We start from the raw sequence: 18,364 nt of genomic DNA on the forward strand, positions 1-18,364 counted from the left end.
CGCAAGCATGCCGGTAGTGGCTGGCGGGCGCGCCGGTTCCCCTACGGTGCGTCGAGGAGCTGCTGCACGATCGGCCCGTACACGGCCTCCGCCGCATCGAGATCGGCGAGGAGTGCCGGGGACTCGAAGAAGCGCAGGGTGGTCGCCAGCCCGAGGAGGGCCGAGACGGCCAGCTCGGCCCGCAGCTCCGGGCGCGGGCCCTCGAGGACCTCGGTCAGCGGCGCGACGTAGCCGCCGAGGAACTTGGCTCTCACGCACTCGGGATCCGGAGCGTTGACGCGCAGCATCATCGCGCGGCCCAGGTGCTCGAGGTCCCCGCGCCGCTGCCGGTCGACGAGCTCGGCGACGAGGGCCGGTCCCAGCTGCGAGACGGGCACGTCGGGCAGGGCCGGTGCGCTGATCGTCGCCGTGCGGTGGAACAGCTCCTCCTTGCTGCCGGCGACCTTCATCACCAGGGCGGGGGAGGTGCCGGCACGGGCTGCGATCGCGCGGATCGTCACCTCGGGGTAGCCGTTGCGCGCGAACAGCTCGGCGGCTGCGCCCCATACTGCGGCGTGCAGGTCCGGCGCCTCGGGAGCCGTCATGCGAGGGGTGTCCCCAGCGTGAGGTCCGCGGTGCGGTTGGCCTCCCACACGGTGACGGGACGGGCCCCCGTCGCGCCGTTGTCCGCGATGGCGCTGAGCACGTAGCGGCCGTTGGCGGGTCGCGGCACCGCGTAGCGACCGTCCTCGTCGGTGCGCGTCGAGTGCACCGCCTCGCCGGCGTGGTGGGTCAGGATCACGAGGGCGCCCGAGATCGGGGCGCCGTCGGTGTCGCTGATCGTGCCCTCGAGCGTCAGCCGGTGGCGCAGGACGAGGGGCGGGAACCGGGAGTCGTCGTCGAGGGTGACGATGCGCGACCGGGGCTGCCAGCCGTCGGCGGAGGTCACGACGAAGTAGTCGCCGCGTCCCGGCACGGCGACGCTGACCTGCCCCTCGGAGTCGGCCTGGCCCCAGTCGACGGCGGCGCCCTCGGTGGTCAGCACGGTGACGACGGCGTTCCGCACCGGCCGGGCGTGCTCGTCGACGACCCGGCCGCGCACCACACGCGTGGGCCGGCTCGTGGTCGCGGTCCCGGAGCGGTCCGCCTCGGGCGCGAAGTCCGGCATCCGCAGGGTCGGGAACGTGACTGCCGCGCTCAGGATCGCCGCCGCCGCCGCGATCCAGAACAGCAGCTTGAGGGCGCCCTCGCTGGTCGCCTCCTCACCGCCGATCGTCACGATCGAGGCCGAGGTGACGGCCGCAACGATGGCGCTGGCGGTCGTGGTGCCGATCGAGCGCAGCAGGACGTTGAGGCCGTTCGCGGAGGCCGTCTCCGTCACGGGGACGGCGCGCATGATCATCGTGGGCAGCGCCCCGTAGACCATGGCCGTGCCCGCACCGACCACGACCGAGCCGATCACGATCTGGGTGAGGTTGTCGCTGAAGAACACGCGCGCGACGTACGTGACGCTCATGATGAGGCAGCCGGACAGCGCCGTGACCTGCGGACCGAACCGCCGCGTGAGCCAGGCCGAGACCGGTGCCATGAGGCCGAAGGCCGCCGCGTTGGGCACCATCCACCATCCGGTCTCGAGGACGCCGAGCCCGAGTCCGTAGCCCGACTCCTCCGGGAGTTGGAGGAGCTGCGTGGTGAGCAGCATGTTGGCGAACATCGCGAATCCGATGAGCACGGACGCCGAGTTCACCAGGACGACCGCGCGCCGCGACGAGACGCGCAGGTCGACCAGCGGGCTCGGGGTGCGCAGCTCGACGGGGACCCAGATCGCGAGCAGGATGCCGCCGCCGGCGACGAGACCGAGCGTGGTCGGCGAGGTCCAGCCCCAGATCGAACCCTTGGAGATGGCGAGCATGAGCGCGGTCAGGGCGCCGGAGAGCAGCACGGCCCCGCGGATGTCGAACGTGCCGCGCGTGCGGACCGGGGACTCGGGGAGCACCACCATGGCGGCGACCAGCAGGACCAGGCCGACGGCCCCGGTCACCCAGAAGATCGCGTGCCAGTCGAGGTGCTCGGAGATCAGGCCCGCCACGGGGAGGCCGACCCCGGCGCCGATCGCCAGCGTCGCGCTCATCAGGGCGACGCCGAGGGGGATCCGCTCGCGCGGCAGCTCGTCGCGCATGATCGCGATGCCGACCGGCACGACCGCCGTGCCGACACCTTGGAGGGCGCGGGCGAGGATCAGCAGGGCGAGGTCGTCGCTGACCGCACCGACCATCGAGCCCAGGACCGAGATCCCGAGCGCCAGCACGATCATCCGGCGCTTGCCGTACATGTCGGCCAGTCGGGTGACGGTCGGGGTGGCGATGGCGCCGGTCAGCAGGGTCGCGGTCACCAGCCACGAGGTGTCGTCGGCCGAGGCGCCCACGAGGTCGGGCAGCATCGGCAGCAGGGGCAGCAGGAGCGTCTGCTGCAGCGACACGACGATGCCGCACAGCGACAGCGTCGTCACGATCAGCGCGGCACTGCGCGCCGGCGGCGCGGTCCGCTGCGTCGCGGCCGCGGAGGGTGGGGAGGAGGTCACTCAGGGTCCGTTCGGAAGGTCGTGAACGCTTGTTCACGGCTCAGTCAAGCAGGTTCTCGGGCTCGCCGCGAGGCCGTTGTCGTCCCGGAGTTCCAGGCGTACAGTCGAATGACAGGTCGATGTGACCCTGGCGAACGGAGAGCATCATGGCGACCGCGCACCTCCATCTACCGCACGTCCACGTCCCGCACGTCGGGCAGCCCCAGGACCAGTCCCACCTCGAGGGCACGAAGCCACCCCGCCTCGGCGGGATCATCCTCGGCGTCGGGTTCGTCGTCGCTCTGGTCGCGTGGGGAGCCGCGCTCGTGGCGCTCCTGAGCATGGGTCCGGCCCGCACGGGATACGTCTCGGGCCCGGTGGCCGCCTGGACCGCGCTCGCGATCGCGTCGGCGATCAGCCTGTTCATGATGGGGATCTGGAAGGCCCACCGCGCCTGATTCGGCTTGCAATCCCAGCCCTCGGACGTGTTCCCATCCGGATCGGTGACGTCTCCGAAGCCCCCTCAGGAGGTCGGAAGCTCCGGCCGCTGAAAAGGGGAACATCATGAAGAAGGCAATCCTCGCGTTGCTGACGGTCGTCCTGAGTCTGGGGATGGCGACCGCCATGGGAACACCCGCGCAAGCCGCATCGAAGAGCACCGCCAAGAAGGTCGGCTACACGCGCGTGGCCGTCGCTCCGGCCGTGTACGAGCTCATCGGCAGCGCGGGCATCACGCCTGCGCCGGTCCAGGGCGCGAAGGCCGGTGCCTACAAGGGCACGCTCGCCGCGAAGTTCCCGATCACCGGGTACAGCCTCAAGGGTCTGCGGATCAAGCACAGCGGCGGCCTGAACCTCAGCGCCGGCGCCTCGACGATCACGGTCTCGGACTTCAACATCGACCTTGCGCGGCTGCGCGTCAGCGGCAACGTCTCGGGCACGGTCGGCAACGTCGGTCGCGTCGACCTGTTCAAGATCCGCAAGTCGGACCGTCGCGACCTCGGCGCGGTGAAGCTGACGCTCACCGACACCGCCGCCGGCGCGCTGAACGCCACCTTCGGCGTCAACGCGTTCGCGGAGGACGCCACCTTCGGCTACGCCACGCCGAAGCCCTTCTCGCGGTTCTGAGGGAGCAGGAAGGCGGCCCCATCCCACCTGGGGCCGCCTTCTCTCTGCCCACGTCACGCCTCGCCTGCGCAGTTCCAGACGACTCGGATCCCCGGTAAGGTCGTCACTACTTTCCTGTACGCGTCCCCTCCATGGAAATGCCGCACCCATGACATCCATCGGAGGAACCATGAACGGACCGAAGAAGACCCTCGCCACCGCGCTCACCGCCGGCGTGCTGGCCCTCGGGCTCGGCGCGTGCGGACAGTCGCAGGAGGAGAAGGAGGCGGCCGCCTGTGATGCGCTGGACGACCTCGGCACCACGCTCACCGAGGTGGGCTCGACCCTGACGCCCGAGTCCACGGTGGAACAGTGGCGCGACGCGCGCTTCGAGGTCCGCAAGGCGATCGAGAAGGCCGAGGACAAGGTGGACGAGGCCGACGAGGCCGCGTGGGAAGAGGTCGACGACGCCTGGGAGCGGTTCGAGGACGGCGTGCAGACCGTGGACGGCGACGCGACGGTGCCGGAGGCGCGAGCCTCGCTCGGTGACGACTTCAATGCGGTCCAGTCCGCCCGCGAGCGGGCGGCATCCGGGCTGAGCTGCTGACCCGTTCGGAGGTTGATGCATCAACATCTACGCACTAGGATGTTGATGTGTCAACCACGCGGAACTATGGACACCCACTGAGGTTCGGCGTCGAGACGTCGGCTCCCGCTGAGACAGGCCACGACGTCGCTGTCCTGGCTGGGGAGGAGGCGCTGACGCTCGCGGCGTGGTCGGCCGCGCGCACCGAGGGTGTCGTGCTCGCGCCCCGGATCGCGGTGGACGACCGGGCCCCAGCGATGGTCGCGCGGGCCGCGGGCAGCCTCCAGTCGCTGTCGGGCGGCCGGGTGGAGCTCGTGCTCGAGTCCGAGGACGCGGACGCGGTGACCGCCGTGATCGAGGCCGTTCGTGCCCTGGAGGTCGACCGGCCGATCCCGATCTGGCTGAGCGGATCGGATCCGGAGATCGTGGCCCTCGCCGGCCGGATCGCCGACGGGCTGGTCGTCGGCGTGGACGAGTTCGGCGCCGACATCAACGCTGCCATCGACAGAGCAGCGACCGAGGCCGGCCGCGACGTACGGGAGGTCCGCCGCGCGGTCGTGCTGAGTGACGAGCGCTCCGCCGAGAACCTCATCACGCTGGTCGTCCATCACGGCGTCAGCTCCTTCGCGCTCCGGTCAGGCACCGTGGACGAGGGGCTGGTGCACGCCGTCCGCGCGGGCGCCGAGCGCGCCCTGCCGCCCGGCGCACTCTCCGCGCGTCCGATCCGCCGCGCCGACGTCCGCGCCCTCCGTCGCCCCGGCATCGGCTACGACCTCGTCCCCGAGGGCTTGGCCGAGACCGCCGTGGAACCCGGCGACCCGGCGTTCCCCTCCGTCCGCTCCACCTACCTGCGCGGCGGCGACCCGGGCCTCGTGCTGCGTCCGTCCACGGTCGACGAGGTCGTCAGTGCGATCGAGTTCGCGCGCACGCACCGGCACCTCCCGCTCGGCATCCGCAGCGGTGGCCACGGGATCAGCGGCCGCTCCACGAACGACGGCGGCCTGGTGATCGACCTCGGCCGGCTCGACGAGATCACCGTGCTCGACGAGTCCAGCCGTCTCGTCCGCATCGGTCCCGGCGCCCGCTGGCGCGACGTGGCGACCGCGCTGCAGCCGCACGGCTGGGCGCTGAGCTCGGGCGACTACGGGGGAGTGGGCGTCGGCGGGCTGGCGACCGCGGGCGGCATCGGGTTCCTCGGCCGCAAGCACGGCCTCACGATCGACCACCTCACGGCCGTCGAGATGGTGATGGCCGACGGCAGCGTCGTGCGCGCCACCGCGGACGAGAGTCCCGAGCTGTTCTGGGCGGCTCGCGGCGCCGGCGCCAACTTCGGCGTCGCCGTCGCGTTCGAGTTCGCGGTGGACGAGGTGGGCGACGTCGGCTGGGCGCAGCTGACGTTCCGCGCCCCCGACCCCGCGGCCTACCTCGAGTCCTTCGGCCGCGTGGTCGCCGACCTGCCGCGCGAGACCACGCCCTTCCTCATCCTCGGGCAGGGCATGGCGCAGATCATGGCGATGGTCGACTCCGCCGACCCCGAGCTGATCATCGGCCAGCTCCAGCCGTTCGCCGATGCCGCGCCACTGACCCAGCAGCAGGTCGTGATCGCCCCGTACGCCGCGGTCATGAACATGTTCCCCGAGTCCCCGCACCAGGGTCGTGGGGAGCCGGTCTCCCGCTCGGTCCTCGCGCGCGAGATCACGCCGGGCTTCGCGTCCGCGTCGGACGACCTCATCAACAGTGGCGCCTCGCACTTCTTCCAGATCCGCACGGTGGGCGGCGCGATCGCCGACGTGCCGGCGGACGCCACCGCCTACGCGCACCGCGACGCGGGCTTCTCGCTCACCGTGATGGGCTCCAACGCGCAGCGCCTCGACCGCTGGTTCGAGCCCGTGCGACGCCAGTCGAACGGCCTGTACCTCAGCTTCGAGAGCGGACGGGACCCCGAGCGGATCACCGACGCGTTCCCGCCCGCGACGCTCGAGCGGCTGCGCCGGCTCAAGGCCGAGCTCGACCCCGACAACCTGTTTCGCGACAACTTCAACATCGCCCCTGCCGAGACGAGGAGTGCCTCATGACCGACACCACCGACTACGGACACGACCTGCTGTTCGGCACCTTCGTGACCCCCGTGAACCGGCCCGTCCACCGGGCCGTCGAGCAGGCGATCGTCGCCGACCGCGCGGGCCTGGACCTGGTGACGTTCCAGGACCACCCCTATGTCGCGAAGTTCCACGACACGTCGACGCTGCTCGCGTACGCCGCCGCGAAGACCGAGCGGATCCGGCTGGCGGCGAACGTCACCAACCTCCCGCTGCGCCCGCCCGCCGTGCTCGCGCGCTCGATCGCGACGCTGGACCAGCTCAGCGGCGGCCGGATCGAGCTCGGCCTCGGCGCCGGCGCCTTCTGGGACGGCGTCGAGGCCATGGGTGGCCCCCGGCGCACGCCCGGCGAGTCGATCGAGGCACTCGAGGAGGCCATCGCGATCATCCGCGGGATCTGGGACACCGAGGACACGAGCGTCCTGTCGGTGCGGGGGAAGCACTACGACGTGCACGGCGCCAAGCGCGGGCCGGCTCCCGCGCACCCGGTCGAGATCTGGGTCGGCGCCTACAAGCCGCGCATCCTGCGCATGACCGGTCGCGTGGCCGACGGCTGGCTGCCGTCGCTGGCGTACCTCGAGAAGGGCCCGGCGGAGCTGGCCGACATGAACCGCCGGATCGACGACGCGGCGACGGGCGCGGGACGCGACCCGCGCGACATCCGCCGCTTCCTCAACCTGGCCGGGGACCTCTCGGCCGAGCAGCTCGCGGAGATCGCGCTGGCCTACGGCACGAGCGGCTTCATCCTCGCCTCGGACGACACGGCCACGACCGAGAGGTTCGCCGCGGAGATCGCTCCGGCCGTCCGCGAGCTCGTCACCGCCGAACGCGGGGCGCACCGTGACTGAGTGGCTCGACGCCGAGGAGCAGCGCACGTGGCGCAGCGTCCTGGCGATGCACGACGACCTGATGACGGCGCTTGCCCAGGGCCTCAAGGCCGAGTCCGACATCTCGGCGGCGGACTACGCCGTGCTGGCGAACCTCTCGGAGGCGCCCGACGGGGTCCTCCGTGCGCGGGACCTTCGTTGCCACCTGCGCTGGGAGAAGAGCCGACTGGCCCACCACGTGCGCCGGATGGAGCAACGGGGACTCGTGCGCCGCGACGCGTGCCTTGACGACGGGCGGGCTCCCTTGGTGAGCATCACCGAGAGCGGCCGGGCCGCCATCGATTCCGCCGCACCGGCACACGTGGCGCAGGTCCGGGAGCTGTTCTTCGACGTGCTCACGCCGACGCAGCTCGCCACACTGCGCGAGGCGGCGGAGGCCGTGGTCGCCCGCATCGCCCTCACCGAGGACGATGCGGACGCCGCCTGCTGATCACTTGCCGATGAGGGGCTTCTTCGGGGTCAGCCCGCTGATGAGCAGGCTGAGGCCGGCGCCGACCAGCCAGATGTCCTTCGCGATGGCCGTGCCGTCCTGGCTCGGCCGGAAGCTCGAGCCCTCGGCGGTCATGCCGGGCGTGCTCAGGTACATCTTGATCATGCCGCCGCCGAACGCGGTCAGGGCGGCGCCGGCGATCGCCGACGGAACGAAGGGCGCCAGCAGGGCGGCGCCGAGGGCGATCTCGCCCTTGCTCAGCGCCTTGCCGAACGACTCCGGATCCATGTCGCCCGCCTGCGGGACGGCGTTCGTCGCCATGCCCTGAAGCCCTGCTGCTGCCTCGGGCGGGAGGTTCCGCTTGTTCAGGCCGCTGTTGAGGATGAACGCTCCGGTGGCGAGTCGCAGCGGGACATGGCTCAGCTTCATGGGGATCTCCTTCGAGGTGGGTTCCCCTTCACGCTACGTCGGAAGTCGCCTCCCCGCGCCTCAGGACGGTGACCGCGAAATCGGAGTCCGCCTCGAACGGATCGAGGTGCCAGGTGGAGAAGCGGTGCTCGACGCGTGCGATCCCGCGGCTCGCCAGCGTGGCCAGGTCGGCGTCGTACTGCTCGAACGGGTAGGTCGCCTCCGGCCGGCAGCCGATCACGACGCGCCCACCCGGACGGGTCACCTCGCAGAGCCGCTCGAGCACACGCAGCTCGGTGCCGGGCGCCACGAAGACCAGCACGTTGCCGGCGCAGATCACGAGGTCCACCTGGTCGCCGCCGACGTCGTCCGTCGTCAGCTCACTGAGGTCCGCGACGGCGTACGACGGGCCGGGGTGGTCGGTCTCCGCGGCCGCGATGAGCTCGGGATCGACGTCCACGCCGAACGCGACGTGGCCGGCTGCCTGCAGCGCCGCGGCCATCCGGCCGGTGCCGCAGCCCGCGTCGAGGACCCGCGACCCGCGCTCGGCCAGCATGTCGGCGAACCGCGCCTCGCCGAGCAGGTCCTTGCCCTCGGCCTCCAGGGCGCGGAAGCGCTCGATGAACCACTGCGAGTGGCCGGGCTGGGTGTCGGTGAACCACCGTGGCTGAGGGGAGGAGGTCATGCGGCCATCCTCCTCCACGGGTGTCACGGAACGGCCGCGGCCGGTGTCTTCATGCTGAGCGACCTCGACCGAGGTCCGACGAAGGAGAAGCCATGACCAGCTCGTTCCGGATCCCCGCCGCACCGATGACCTCGCCGGTGGCCCGCGCCGTCTCGGCGGCCGCTCGCCGGATGTACGGGCGCGTCCCCGACCTGGTGCCGGTGATGTGGCACCACCCGAAGCTGCTGCGCTCGGTGTTGGCGTGGGAGCGGCGCGTCGGCGCGTGGGACGCCCTCGACCCGCACCTCAAGTCGTTCGCGGTGATGGCCTCGGCCGCGAGCATCGGGTGCAGCTGGTGCCTCGACTTCGGCTACTACCTGGCGCACGACGAGGGGCTCGACGAGCGCAAGGTGCGCGAGGTGCCCCGCTGGCGCGACTCCGACGTCTTCACGCCCCTGGAGCGCGACGTGATGGCCTACGCGGAGGCCATGACGGCGACCCCACCGACCGTCACGGACGAGCAGGTCGCGAGCCTGCGTGAGGCGTTGGGCGACGCGGCACTCGTGGAGTTGACCATGATGGTGGCCGTGGAGAACCAACGATCGCGCTTCAACTCGGCGGCGGGCCTGGCCAGCCAGGGCTTCAGCGACGTGTGCGAGCTGCCCCTGGTGGAGGGCCCGAAGGCGGAAGCTCAGTGACGGACGTCCTCGCCGAGTTCACGGCGCACCGCCCGCTGCTGTTCACCGTGGCCTACGAGATGCTCGGCTCCGCGGCGGACGCCGAGGACGTGGTGCAGGAGGTCTGGCTGCGCTGGAGCGCCGACGACCGCGAGGACGTGCAGGAGCCGCGCGCCTACCTCGTGCGGATCGCCACCCGCCTGGCGCTCAACCGCCTGCGCACGCTGGCCCGGCAGCGCGAGTCGTACGTCGGCCCGTGGCTGCCCGAGCCCCTCGAGACGGTGCCGGACGTCGCGGACGACGTCGCGCTCGCCGAGTCGGTCTCGACTGCGATGCTGCTCGTCCTGGAGACGCTCGGCAGCACCGAGCGCGCCGTCTTCGTGCTGCGCGAGGTCTTCGACCTGCCATACGACGAGATCGCCGCCGCGGTGGACCGCACGCCCGACAACGTCCGTCAGATCGCGCGACGGGCGCGGGCGCACGTGGCCGCCAGGCGGCCCAGGTCGGAGGTCACGGCGCAGGAGCGCACCGAGGTCCTCGTGCGGTTCCAGCGGGCGATCGCCGAGGGCGACCTGCAGCAGCTGCTGGACGTGATCTCACCCGACGTCGTCCTGATCAGCGACGGGGGAGGGAAGGCCAGCGCGGCGCGCCGGCCGATCCTGGGCCGCGACAAGGTGCTGCGCTTCCTGGCCGGCGTGATGCCGGCCGACATGCGGGTGGAGCCGGTGTGGATCAATGGCGAGAACGGCCTCGTGATCAGCGAGGCCGGAGCCGTGACCGCGATCGCGACCGCGGTGGTGGAGGGCGGAGTGGTGACGGCCCTGCACATCGTGCGGAACCCGGACAAGCTCTCGCTGCCCGGGCCCGTCCGTCTCACACGCTGACTCAGGAGAGCCTGCGGCGGTAGACGGTCATTGCGAGCACGTACGCGGCCACGAGGAGGGCGAGGCACCAGGCCACCGCCACCACGAAGTCGCTGCCGACGGGCTGCTGGTCGAGCAGGCCGCGGATCGCGTCGACGATCGAGGTGACCGGCTGGTGCTCCGCGAAGGCGCGCACCGGACCCGGCATCGTCTCGGTCGGCACGAACGCCGAGCTGAGGAACGGCAGGAAGATCAGCGGGTACGCGAACGCACTGGCCCCGTCGACGGTCTTCGCGGTGAGGCCGGGGATGACCGCCAGCCAGGTCAGCGCCAGGGTGAACAGCACCAGCAGGGTGAGCACGCCGAGCCACGCGACCGGTCCGGCGCCGGAGCGGAAGCCCATCAGCAGCGCCACGCCCACCACGACCGCGAGCGACACCAGGTTCGCCACGAGCGACGTCAGCACGTGCGCCCACAGCACCGACGACCGGGCCACCGGCATCGACTGGAAGCGCTCGAAGATGCCGCCCTGCAGGTCCATGAACAGCCGGAACGCCGTGTACGCGATTCCGGACGCCACGGTGATCAGCAGGATCCCGGGCAGCAGGTAGTCGACGTAGGCCTCGGTGCCGACCTCGATCGCGCCGCCGAACACGTAGACGAACAGCAGCATGAACATGATCGGCATGATCGTCGTGGTGATGATCGTGTCGGGGCTGCGCAGGATGTGCCGCAGCGAGCGGCCGGTCAGTGCGGCCGTGTCGCTGCCGCCAGTCCATCGAACACCGTGCGTGGTCATGCCGCCTCCTTCTCGAGGATCGCGAGGAACACGTCCTCGAGACTGGGTTGCTTCTCGACGTACTCGACCTTCGCCGGCGGCAGCAGCCGCTTGAGCTCAACCAGGGTGCCGTTGGCGATGATCCGGCCGTCGTGCAGGATCGCGATGCGGTCGGCCAGGTGCTCCGCCTCGTCGAGGTACTGCGTCGTCAGCAGCACCGTGGTGCCGCCGTCGGCGAGCGCCTTGACCGTCTGCCAGACCTCGAGCCGCGCCTGCGGGTCGAGGCCGGTGGTCGGCTCGTCGAGGAAGATCACCGGCGGGTTGCCGATGAGGCTCATCGCGATGTCGAGGCGACGACGCATGCCACCGGAGTAGGTGGACGCGCGGCGGCCGCCGGCCTCGGCGAGGTCGAACCGTTGCAGCAGCTCGTCCGCTACCGCGCCCGCATCGGGGAGGTGCCGCAGGCGAGCGACCAGCACGAGGTTCTCGCGCCCGGTCAGCATGTCGTCCACGGCGGCGAACTGGCCCGTGAGGCTGATCGCCCCGCGCACCTCGGCGGCCTGCGTGCCCACGTCGAACCCGGCCACCGAGGCCTCGCCGGCGTCGGGGCGGAGCAGGGTGGCGAGGATCCGCACGAGCGTGGTCTTGCCCGCCCCGTTCGAGCCGAGCAGGGCGAAGACGCTGCCCGGAGCGACCTCGAGGTCGACCCCGCGCAGCACCTCCACGTCACCGAACGACTTGCGGATCCCGCGGACGGCGATGGCGCTCATGACCCCACCTCCGTGATCGCCTCGTTGAGCCGCTGGCGCTCCTTCGTCAGCCAGCGACCGGACGGGTAGTTCGTGATGAAGTCCTCCACGAAGGCCACCGGGTCGTCGCCGACGATGTCGCGCACGGCGGTGCCGTCGGCGGCGCTCTGCTCGAACAGCTCGACCATGTCGTCGAACATCTGCAGCAGCCCGTCGGCGTCGCTCACGAACACCGCTCCCACCCTCAGGAGGTAGTGCTCGATCGCCTCCGCCGCCGCGCGGTGCGGCTGGGGGAGTGCGGCCAGGCGCGCCTTGTACTGCCGCCACTGCTTCTTCTCGCCGAACATGCGGGTGATCGGGTTCGTCATGTCACTTGCCTCCTTCGTGGAGCTGTTCGAGCCGTTCTGCCAGGAAGCTCCACGTCTCCCAGAACTCGTCGAGGTACTGCTGTCCCTGAGCGTTGAGCGAGTACACCTTGCGCGGTGGACCCTTCTCCGACGGGACCTTCTCGACGTCGACGAGCCCGCGCTTCTCGATGCGGATGAGCAGGGCGTACACCGTGCCCTCGGCGATGTCGGTGAATCCCTGTTCGCGCAGGCCCGAGGTGATCTCGTAGCCGTACGCCGGACGTGCTGCCAGGATCGCCAGGACGATCCCCTCGAGCGTGCCCTTGAGCATCTCGGTCATCTGCTTGCCGCCCACGGTCGCTCACCCCTGTCCACTCAGTACTCATTGTCAGTGAGTACCAGTAGATAGCAACACTGAGTACCTGTCAAGCGGTCACCCGGAGAAGCGGTGTCCGATGCCCGGCTCGGTGACGAAGAGGGCCGGCTGGGAGGGGTCCGGCTCGAGCTTGCGCCGGATCCCGGCGAGGTGGACGCGCAGGTAATTCGACTGGCGCTCATACCCCGGACCCCAGACCGCACGCAGCAGCTCGGTCTGGCGGACGAGGCGTCCACGCTTGCGCACGAGGGCACCGACGATCTTCCACTCGATCGGCGTCAGGTGGATCTCCGTGCCGTCACGGCTCGCGCGTGACTCCGTGACGTCGAGGACCAGGCCGCCGGTCTCGACGACCAGCGAGGGCTCGGTCGCCGTGGCGCGTCGCGTCATCACCCGCACGCGAGCGAGCAGCTCCTCGATCGAGAACGGCTTGGTGATGAAGTCGTCCGCACCGAGGTCGAGCGCCTCCACCTTGTCGTCGGGCTCGGTGCGCGCCGACACCACGATCACGGGCACCTGGGTGAACTCGCGCAGGCGCCTCAGCACGGTGATGCCGTCGAGGTCGGGCAGGCCGAGGTCCAGCAGGATCACGTCGGGCATGCGCTCGTCCACGATCTGCAGCGCCGAGCGACCGTCCCCCGCGGTCTCGACGTCGTAGTCGCGCGCCCGCAGGTTGATGCCCAGGGTGCGCAGGATCGCGGGGTCGTCGTCGACGGCCAGCACGAAGGTCATGCTCTCTCCTCGGTCGGTCGGGGCAGGTCGATGGAGAAGGTCAGGCCGCCGCCCGGGGTGGGCTCGGTGGTGATCGTGCCGCCCATCGCCTCGGTCAGCCCGCGCGCCACTGCCAGTCCGAGCCCCACGCCGTCCTTGCCGGGCACGTCGCCGAGGCGCTGGAACGGGGCGAAGATCCGCTCCAGGTCGCCGTCGCCGACGCCCGGGCCGGTGTCGGCGATCCGCAGCGTGACCCGCTCGCCGACGACGGCCGCGTCGACGCGGATGCCGGCCTCGGGCGCGGTGTACTTCAGCGCGTTCTCGCAGATGTTCGCCAGCACCCGCTCCAGCAGGCCCGGGTCGGCGAGCACGCTCACGTGGTCGGGGACCTCGATCGTGATCCGCCCGTCGTGCTCCAGCGGCACCACGGCCGCGTGGACCGCGCGGGCCAGTGCCACCTCCGACGGGTGCGCCGTGACCGCACCGGTGTGGATGCGGCTCATGTCGAGCAGGTTGGTCACCAGGGCGGTGAGCCGGTCGGTCGACTCCTCGATCGTCTCGAGCAGCGCGGCTCGGTCGTCCGGCGAGAACGTCACGGTGGTGCTGCGCAGGCTGGCCACGGACGCCTTCACGGCGGCCAGCGGGGATCGGAGGTCGTGCGAGACCGCCGCGAGCAGCGCCGTGCGCGTGCGGTCGGCCTCGGCCAGCCGGTGGCGCTCGATCTCGGCCACCCGCGCCCGGGAGCGGTCGGCCATCACCTGGGCGTAGGCCGCGTAGGCGTTGAGCAGGCCGCGCTCGGAGGCGCTCTGCGATCCGCCACGCAGCACGAGCACGGTGCGGTCGTCGATCGAGGTGGAGATCGCGCCGTCCTCCACGGTCGAGGGTGCGTCACCGACCGCCGCGACCGCCTCCCAGTCGCCGGGGCCGTTCCGGCGCAGGACCGCCGCGCCGCGGGCGCCGAACAGCTCGGAGGCGGAGGAGAGCAGACCCTCGAGGTCGTCGCCGGACGTCAGCAGGCTGTGCGCCAGCACCGTGAGGCTGTCGGCCTCGGCCCTCGCACGCCGCGCCTCGGTGGCCCGCCGGGCGGAGTGGTCCACGACGCTCGCGACCGCGATGCCGACGAGGACGAACAGCACGATGGCCGCGGCGTTCTCGGGCTCGGCCACCGTGAGGGTGTACCGCGGTGGTGTGAACAGCACGTTGAGCAGCACGCCGCTCAGCACGGCCGACACGACGGCGGGCAGGAGCCCGCCGATCAGCGCCGTCGCCACGACGACCGTCATCAGCAGCATCGCCTCGGAGGGCAGGGCGTGCAGCGAGTCGGTCCACCACATCAGCAGGCTCACCAGGGCGGGCGCCAGCACCGCGAACGCGAAGCCGAGGGCGCGGCGCCGGGGACCCAGGTGGTGCACGCCCTGCTCCTGGCGGAAGCCGCGCCGCCGGGCGTGGTCGTGGGTCACGATGTGCACGTCGATGTCACCCGACGCCGTGATGACGCGCTCGCCGATGCCGGGACGCAGCAGGGTGGGCAGCCGCCCGCGCCGACTCGCGCCGATGATCACCTGGTCGGCGTTCTCCGCGCGGGCGAAGGCCAGGATCGCGTCGGCCGTGTCGTCGCCGAGCACCGTGTGGAAGGTGCCGCCGAGCTCCTCGGTCTTGGCCCGCAGCCGGGACAGCCGGTCGGGGGAGATGGTGCTGAGGCCGTCGTGCCGCGTGACGTAGAGCGCGAGCCACTCGCCGCCCGCCCGCCGCGAGGCGATCCGTGCCGCGCGCCGCATGAGCGTGAGGGACTCCGGGCCCCCGGTGACCGCGGCCACGATCCGCTCGCGGGTGGCCCAGGTGCCCGTGATGTCGTGCTGCTCGCGGTAGCGACCCATGCCCTCGTCGACCCGGTCGGCCAGCCAGAGCAGCGCCAGCTCGCGCAGCGCCGTCAGGTTCCCCTCGCGGAAGTAGTGGTGCAGGGCCGCGTCCACCTTCTCCGCGGTGTAGACGTTGCCGTGCGCCATGCGCCGGCGCAGCGCCTGCGGGCTCATGTCGACCAGCTCGATCTGGTCGGCCGCGCGCACCACCTCGTCGGGCACGGTCTCGCGCTGGCGGACACCGGTGATCGACTCGGTGACGTCGTTGAGGGACTCCAGGTGCTGGACGTTGACGGTGGTGACGACGTCGATCCCGGCGTCGCGCAGCTCCTCCACGTCCTCCCACCGCTTCGCGTGCCGGCCGCCCGGCAGGTTGGTGTGCGCGAGCTCGTCGACGAGCACGGCCGCCGGCCGGCGGGCCAGGATCGCCTTGACGTCCATCTCCTCCTGCACCGTGTCGCGGTACTCGACGCGGGCGCGGGGCACGACCTCGAGGTCGCCCAGCGCATCGATGGTGTGCGGGCGGCCGTGGGTCTCGACGAACCCGACCACCACGTCGGTGCCGCGCGCCAGCCGGCGGTTGCCCTCGTCGAGCATCGCGTAGGTCTTCCCGACCCCGGGGGCGGCTCCCAGGTACACGCGCAGTGTGCCGCGCTCGTTCGCCGTTCCCACGTGCTCAGTCTCCACCCGGGCCCGTTCGCCTAGCGCGAGGCACGGTCGAGTGCGACGTTGAGCTCCAGCACGTTGACGACCGGCTCGCCGTGGATCCCGAGGAACCGGCCCTCGGTGTGCGCTTCGACGAGCTCCCGCACGCGTTCGGCGTCCAGGCCCCTGGCGCGGGCGACGCGGTCGACCTGCAGCCCGGCGTAGGCGGGGGAGATGTGCGGGTCCAGTCCCGAGCCGGAGGCGGTGACGGCGTCGGCCGGCACGTCGGCCTCGGGCACGGACTCCGTCGCGGCGACCGTGCTGCGGCGCTCATCGATCGTGGCGAGCAGGTCCTCGTTGAGCGGTCCGAGGTTGCTCGGTGCGGAGGCGAGGGTGTCGTGGTCGTTGGCCGACGGGCGGGAGTGGAACCACTCCTGACCCTCGAACGACTGGCCGATGAGGCGCGAGCCGACGACCTGCCCGTCGACCCGCACGGGCTGGCCGGCGGCCCGGTCGCCCAGCGGCTGGGCGACTCCCCAGACCACCACGGGGTAGGCGATGCCGAGGACGACGGTGAGGACGAGGAGCACGCGCAGCGCGGCCAGCGACTGGCGGGCGAGGTCGGACAGTGAGTTGAGCATGGTGATCAGCCGATTCCGGGGATGGTCGAGACGAGCAGGTCGATGAGCTTGATGCCGGCGAAGGGGACCAGGACGCCGCCCAGCCCGAAGACGAGGACGTTGCGCCGCAGGACCGACATCGCCGACGCGGCGCGGAACCTCACGCCGCGCAGGGCCAGCGGGATGAGCGCCACGATGATCAGCGCGTTGAAGATGACGGCGGAGAGGATGGCCGACTCCGGAGTCGCCAGCCCCATGACGTTGAGGGCGTCCAGTGACGGGTACGCCGCCACGAACATCGCGGGGATGATCGCGAAGTACTTGGCCACGTCGTTGGCAATGGAGAACGTGGTCAGGGCACCGCGGGTGATGAGCAGCTGCTTGCCGATCTCGACGATGTCGATGAGCTTGGTCGGGTCGGAGTCGAGGTCGACCATGTTGCCGGCCTCCTTCGCGGCGGCGGTGCCGCTGTTCATCGCGACACCGACGTCGGCGGCGGCAAGCGCCGGCGCGTCGTTCGTGCCGTCGCCCGTCATCGCGACGAGGTGGCCGCCCTCCTGCTCGCGGCGGATGAAGGCGAGCTTGTCCTCGGGTGTGGCCTCGGCGAGGAAGTCGTCGACGCCGGCCTCCTTCGCGATCGCCCGCGCCGTCAGCGCGTTGTCACCGGTGACCATGACGGTGCGGATCCCCATGGCACGCAGCTCGGCGAAGCGCTCGGTCATCCCGTCCTTGACCACGTCCTTGAGCTGGACGACGCCCAGCACGGTGCCCTTGCCGTCGGCGTCCTGCTCGGCGATCACGAGGGGCGTGCCGCCGCCACGGGCGATCGCGTTGATCGTGTCGGTGACGTCGTCGGAGGGGGCCCGCCCGGTCCACGCCTCGATCGCGGAGCCCGCGCCCTTGCGGATCCGGGTGCCGTCGGGCAGGTCGACGCCGGACATGCGGGTCTGCGCGGTGAACTCGATGAACTCGGCGCCGGTGGGCAGCTCGCCGCCGCCGGCGCCCTGGGCGACCGCCAGCTCCACGATCGAGCGACCCTCCGGCGTCAGGTCGGCCAGGCTCGAGAGGCGCGCGGCCTCACGCATCCGTGACTCGCCGATCTCGGGTGCGGCGATCAGCAGCGTGGCGCGCCGGTTGCCGTGGGTGATCGTGCCGGTCTTGTCCAGCAGCAGCGTGCTCACGTCGCCGGCGGCCTCGACCGCGCGGCCCGACATGGCCAGCACGTTCACCCGGACCAGCCGGTCCATGCCGGCGATGCCGATGGCGGACAGCAGCGCGCCGATCGTGGTGGGGATGAGGCAGACCACGAGCGCGACGAGGACGACGAGGTCCTGGGGTGCTCCCGCGTACTCGGCCATCGGGGCGAGGGTCGCGACCGCCACCAGGAACACGAACGTCAGGCTCGTCAGCAGCATCGACAGCGCGATCTCGTTCGGGGTCCTGCGCCGCGAGGTGCCCTCGACGAGCCCGATCATCCGGTCGAGGAAGGTCTCGCCGGCGGCTGCCGTGATGCGCACGACGATGCGGTCCGACAGCACGCGCGTGCCGCCGGTGACCGCACTGCGATCGCCGCCCGCCTCGCGGATGGCCGGGGCGGACTCGCCCGTGATGGCGGACTCGTCCACCGAGGCGATGCCCTCGACGACGTCGCCGTCGCCCGGGATGACCTCGCCGGCCTCCACCACGACCAGGTCACCGACGGCCAGCTCGGTGCCGGCCACCTGCGTCTCGGTGCCGTCGGGGCCGAGCCGCCGCGCCATCGTGTCGGTGCGAGCAGCCCGCAGCGACGCGGCCTGTGCCTTGCCGCGTCCCTCGGCGACGGCCTCGGCGAGGTTGCCGAAGATCACCGTGAGCCACAGCCACACCGCGATGAGGACGGTGAAGGTGCTCGGGTCGCCGACGGCGGCGATCGTCGCGGCGACCGATCCCAGCCACACGATGAACATGACGGGGGAGCGCCACAGGTGACGCGGGTCGAGCTTGCGCAGTGCCGCGGGCAGCTGCTGGAGGGCCTGGCGCCCG

20 protein-coding genes are annotated in these 18,364 nt (G+C 71.6%); 8 read left to right on the plus strand and 12 right to left on the minus strand.

Annotation, left to right across the window (positions count from 1 at the left end; genetic code table 11):
• Positions 1 to 41 precede the first annotated feature (41 nt).
• On the minus strand, positions 42 to 584 hold the full coding sequence (locus H1W00_RS13915; protein WP_181756434.1) for a TetR/AcrR family transcriptional regulator: 543 nt from the start codon (positions 582 to 584) through the stop codon (positions 42 to 44).
• Complete coding sequence (locus H1W00_RS13920; RefSeq protein WP_181756435.1) at positions 581 to 2,560, minus strand: MFS transporter; 1,980 nt, start codon at positions 2,558 to 2,560, stop codon at positions 581 to 583. Before H1W00_RS13920 ends, H1W00_RS13915 begins: the two co-directional genes overlap by 4 nt.
• A gap of 146 nt (positions 2,561 to 2,706) precedes the next feature.
• On the opposite strand from H1W00_RS13920, the gene H1W00_RS13925 reads away from it, so the two are divergent.
• The 6 genes from H1W00_RS13925 (at position 2,707) to H1W00_RS13950 (ending at position 7,645) form a co-directional block, all read left to right on the plus strand.
• Positions 2,707 to 2,997 (plus strand): hypothetical protein, encoded by a 291-nt coding sequence (locus tag H1W00_RS13925; RefSeq protein ID WP_181756436.1) that lies wholly within the window; start codon positions 2,707 to 2,709, stop codon positions 2,995 to 2,997.
• A 106-nt stretch (positions 2,998 to 3,103) separates the two neighbouring features.
• The gene (locus H1W00_RS13930; protein ID WP_181756437.1) at positions 3,104 to 3,664 is read left to right on the plus strand and encodes a hypothetical protein; all 561 of its coding nucleotides are present in this window, start codon (positions 3,104 to 3,106) and stop codon (positions 3,662 to 3,664) included.
• Between the two features lie 169 nt (positions 3,665 to 3,833).
• Entirely contained in the window at positions 3,834 to 4,250 is a 417-nt protein-coding gene (locus tag H1W00_RS13935; RefSeq protein WP_181756438.1) for a hypothetical protein, read from the plus strand.
• A gap of 47 nt (positions 4,251 to 4,297) precedes the next feature.
• Positions 4,298 to 6,304, plus strand: coding sequence for an LLM class flavin-dependent oxidoreductase (locus H1W00_RS13940; RefSeq protein ID WP_181756439.1), 2,007 nt, complete (start codon positions 4,298 to 4,300; stop codon positions 6,302 to 6,304).
• Positions 6,301 to 7,176 carry an LLM class flavin-dependent oxidoreductase gene (locus H1W00_RS13945; protein ID WP_181756440.1) on the plus strand — a complete coding sequence of 292 codons (876 nt, stop codon included), beginning with the start codon at positions 6,301 to 6,303 and terminating at the stop codon, positions 7,174 to 7,176. The genes H1W00_RS13940 and H1W00_RS13945 overlap by 4 nt, the downstream gene beginning before the upstream one ends.
• Positions 7,169 to 7,645, plus strand: coding sequence for a MarR family transcriptional regulator (locus H1W00_RS13950; RefSeq protein ID WP_181756441.1), 477 nt, complete (start codon positions 7,169 to 7,171; stop codon positions 7,643 to 7,645). The genes H1W00_RS13945 and H1W00_RS13950 overlap by 8 nt, the downstream gene beginning before the upstream one ends.
• Here H1W00_RS13950 and H1W00_RS13955 read toward each other — a convergent pair whose 3' ends face one another.
• Both H1W00_RS13955 and H1W00_RS13960 read right to left on the minus strand, forming a co-directional pair.
• The gene (locus H1W00_RS13955; RefSeq protein ID WP_181756442.1) at positions 7,646 to 8,074 is read right to left on the minus strand and encodes a hypothetical protein; all 429 of its coding nucleotides are present in this window, start codon (positions 8,072 to 8,074) and stop codon (positions 7,646 to 7,648) included.
• Positions 8,075 to 8,102: 28 nt separating this feature from the next.
• Complete coding sequence (locus H1W00_RS13960; RefSeq protein WP_181756443.1) at positions 8,103 to 8,738, minus strand: class I SAM-dependent methyltransferase; 636 nt, start codon at positions 8,736 to 8,738, stop codon at positions 8,103 to 8,105.
• Positions 8,739 to 8,830: 92 nt separating this feature from the next.
• On the opposite strand from H1W00_RS13960, the gene H1W00_RS13965 reads away from it, so the two are divergent.
• Together H1W00_RS13965 and H1W00_RS13970 are read left to right on the plus strand one after the other, a co-directional pair.
• Entirely contained in the window at positions 8,831 to 9,415 is a 585-nt protein-coding gene (locus H1W00_RS13965) for a carboxymuconolactone decarboxylase family protein (protein ID WP_181756444.1), read from the plus strand.
• Positions 9,412 to 10,278, plus strand: a complete 867-nt coding sequence (locus H1W00_RS13970) for an RNA polymerase sigma-70 factor (RefSeq protein ID WP_338072917.1) — start codon at positions 9,412 to 9,414, stop codon at positions 10,276 to 10,278. The genes H1W00_RS13965 and H1W00_RS13970 overlap by 4 nt, the downstream gene beginning before the upstream one ends.
• A 1-nt stretch (position 10,279) precedes the next feature.
• On the opposite strand, the gene H1W00_RS13975 is transcribed toward H1W00_RS13970, so the two are convergent.
• From H1W00_RS13975 to kdpB, 8 genes are all read right to left on the minus strand, one after another.
• A complete protein-coding gene (locus H1W00_RS13975) occupies positions 10,280 to 11,056 on the minus strand; it encodes an ABC transporter permease (protein ID WP_181756446.1) in 777 nt (258 codons plus the stop codon).
• The gene (locus tag H1W00_RS13980) at positions 11,053 to 11,805 is read right to left on the minus strand and encodes an ABC transporter ATP-binding protein (RefSeq protein ID WP_181756447.1); all 753 of its coding nucleotides are present in this window, start codon (positions 11,803 to 11,805) and stop codon (positions 11,053 to 11,055) included. Before H1W00_RS13980 ends, H1W00_RS13975 begins: the two co-directional genes overlap by 4 nt.
• A complete protein-coding gene (locus tag H1W00_RS13985; protein WP_181756448.1) occupies positions 11,802 to 12,152 on the minus strand; it encodes a DUF1048 domain-containing protein in 351 nt (116 codons plus the stop codon). Before H1W00_RS13985 ends, H1W00_RS13980 begins: the two co-directional genes overlap by 4 nt.
• A 1-nt stretch (position 12,153) precedes the next feature.
• The gene (locus tag H1W00_RS13990) at positions 12,154 to 12,471 is read right to left on the minus strand and encodes a PadR family transcriptional regulator (RefSeq protein ID WP_181756833.1); all 318 of its coding nucleotides are present in this window, start codon (positions 12,469 to 12,471) and stop codon (positions 12,154 to 12,156) included.
• A 93-nt stretch (positions 12,472 to 12,564) separates the two neighbouring features.
• Positions 12,565 to 13,239: a response regulator gene (locus H1W00_RS13995; protein WP_181756449.1), complete on the minus strand. Its 675-nt coding sequence runs from the start codon at positions 13,237 to 13,239 to the stop codon at positions 12,565 to 12,567.
• Positions 13,236 to 15,749, minus strand: coding sequence for an ATP-binding protein (locus H1W00_RS14000; protein ID WP_338072918.1), 2,514 nt, complete (start codon positions 15,747 to 15,749; stop codon positions 13,236 to 13,238). Before H1W00_RS14000 ends, H1W00_RS13995 begins: the two co-directional genes overlap by 4 nt.
• 29 nt (positions 15,750 to 15,778) lie before the next feature.
• Positions 15,779 to 16,363 carry a potassium-transporting ATPase subunit KdpC gene (gene kdpC, locus H1W00_RS14005; RefSeq protein ID WP_181756450.1) on the minus strand — a complete coding sequence of 195 codons (585 nt, stop codon included), beginning with the start codon at positions 16,361 to 16,363 and terminating at the stop codon, positions 15,779 to 15,781.
• Positions 16,364 to 16,368: 5 nt separating this feature from the next.
• On the minus strand, positions 16,369 to 18,288 hold the full coding sequence (kdpB, locus tag H1W00_RS14010) for a potassium-transporting ATPase subunit KdpB (protein ID WP_276568846.1): 1,920 nt from the start codon (positions 18,286 to 18,288) through the stop codon (positions 16,369 to 16,371).
• Positions 18,289 to 18,364: the final 76 nt, after the last annotated feature.

Origin of the sequence: Aeromicrobium phoceense, assembly GCF_013868155.1 — a bacterium.
GTDB classification, from domain to species: domain Bacteria; phylum Actinomycetota; class Actinomycetes; order Propionibacteriales; family Nocardioidaceae; genus Aeromicrobium; species Aeromicrobium phoceense.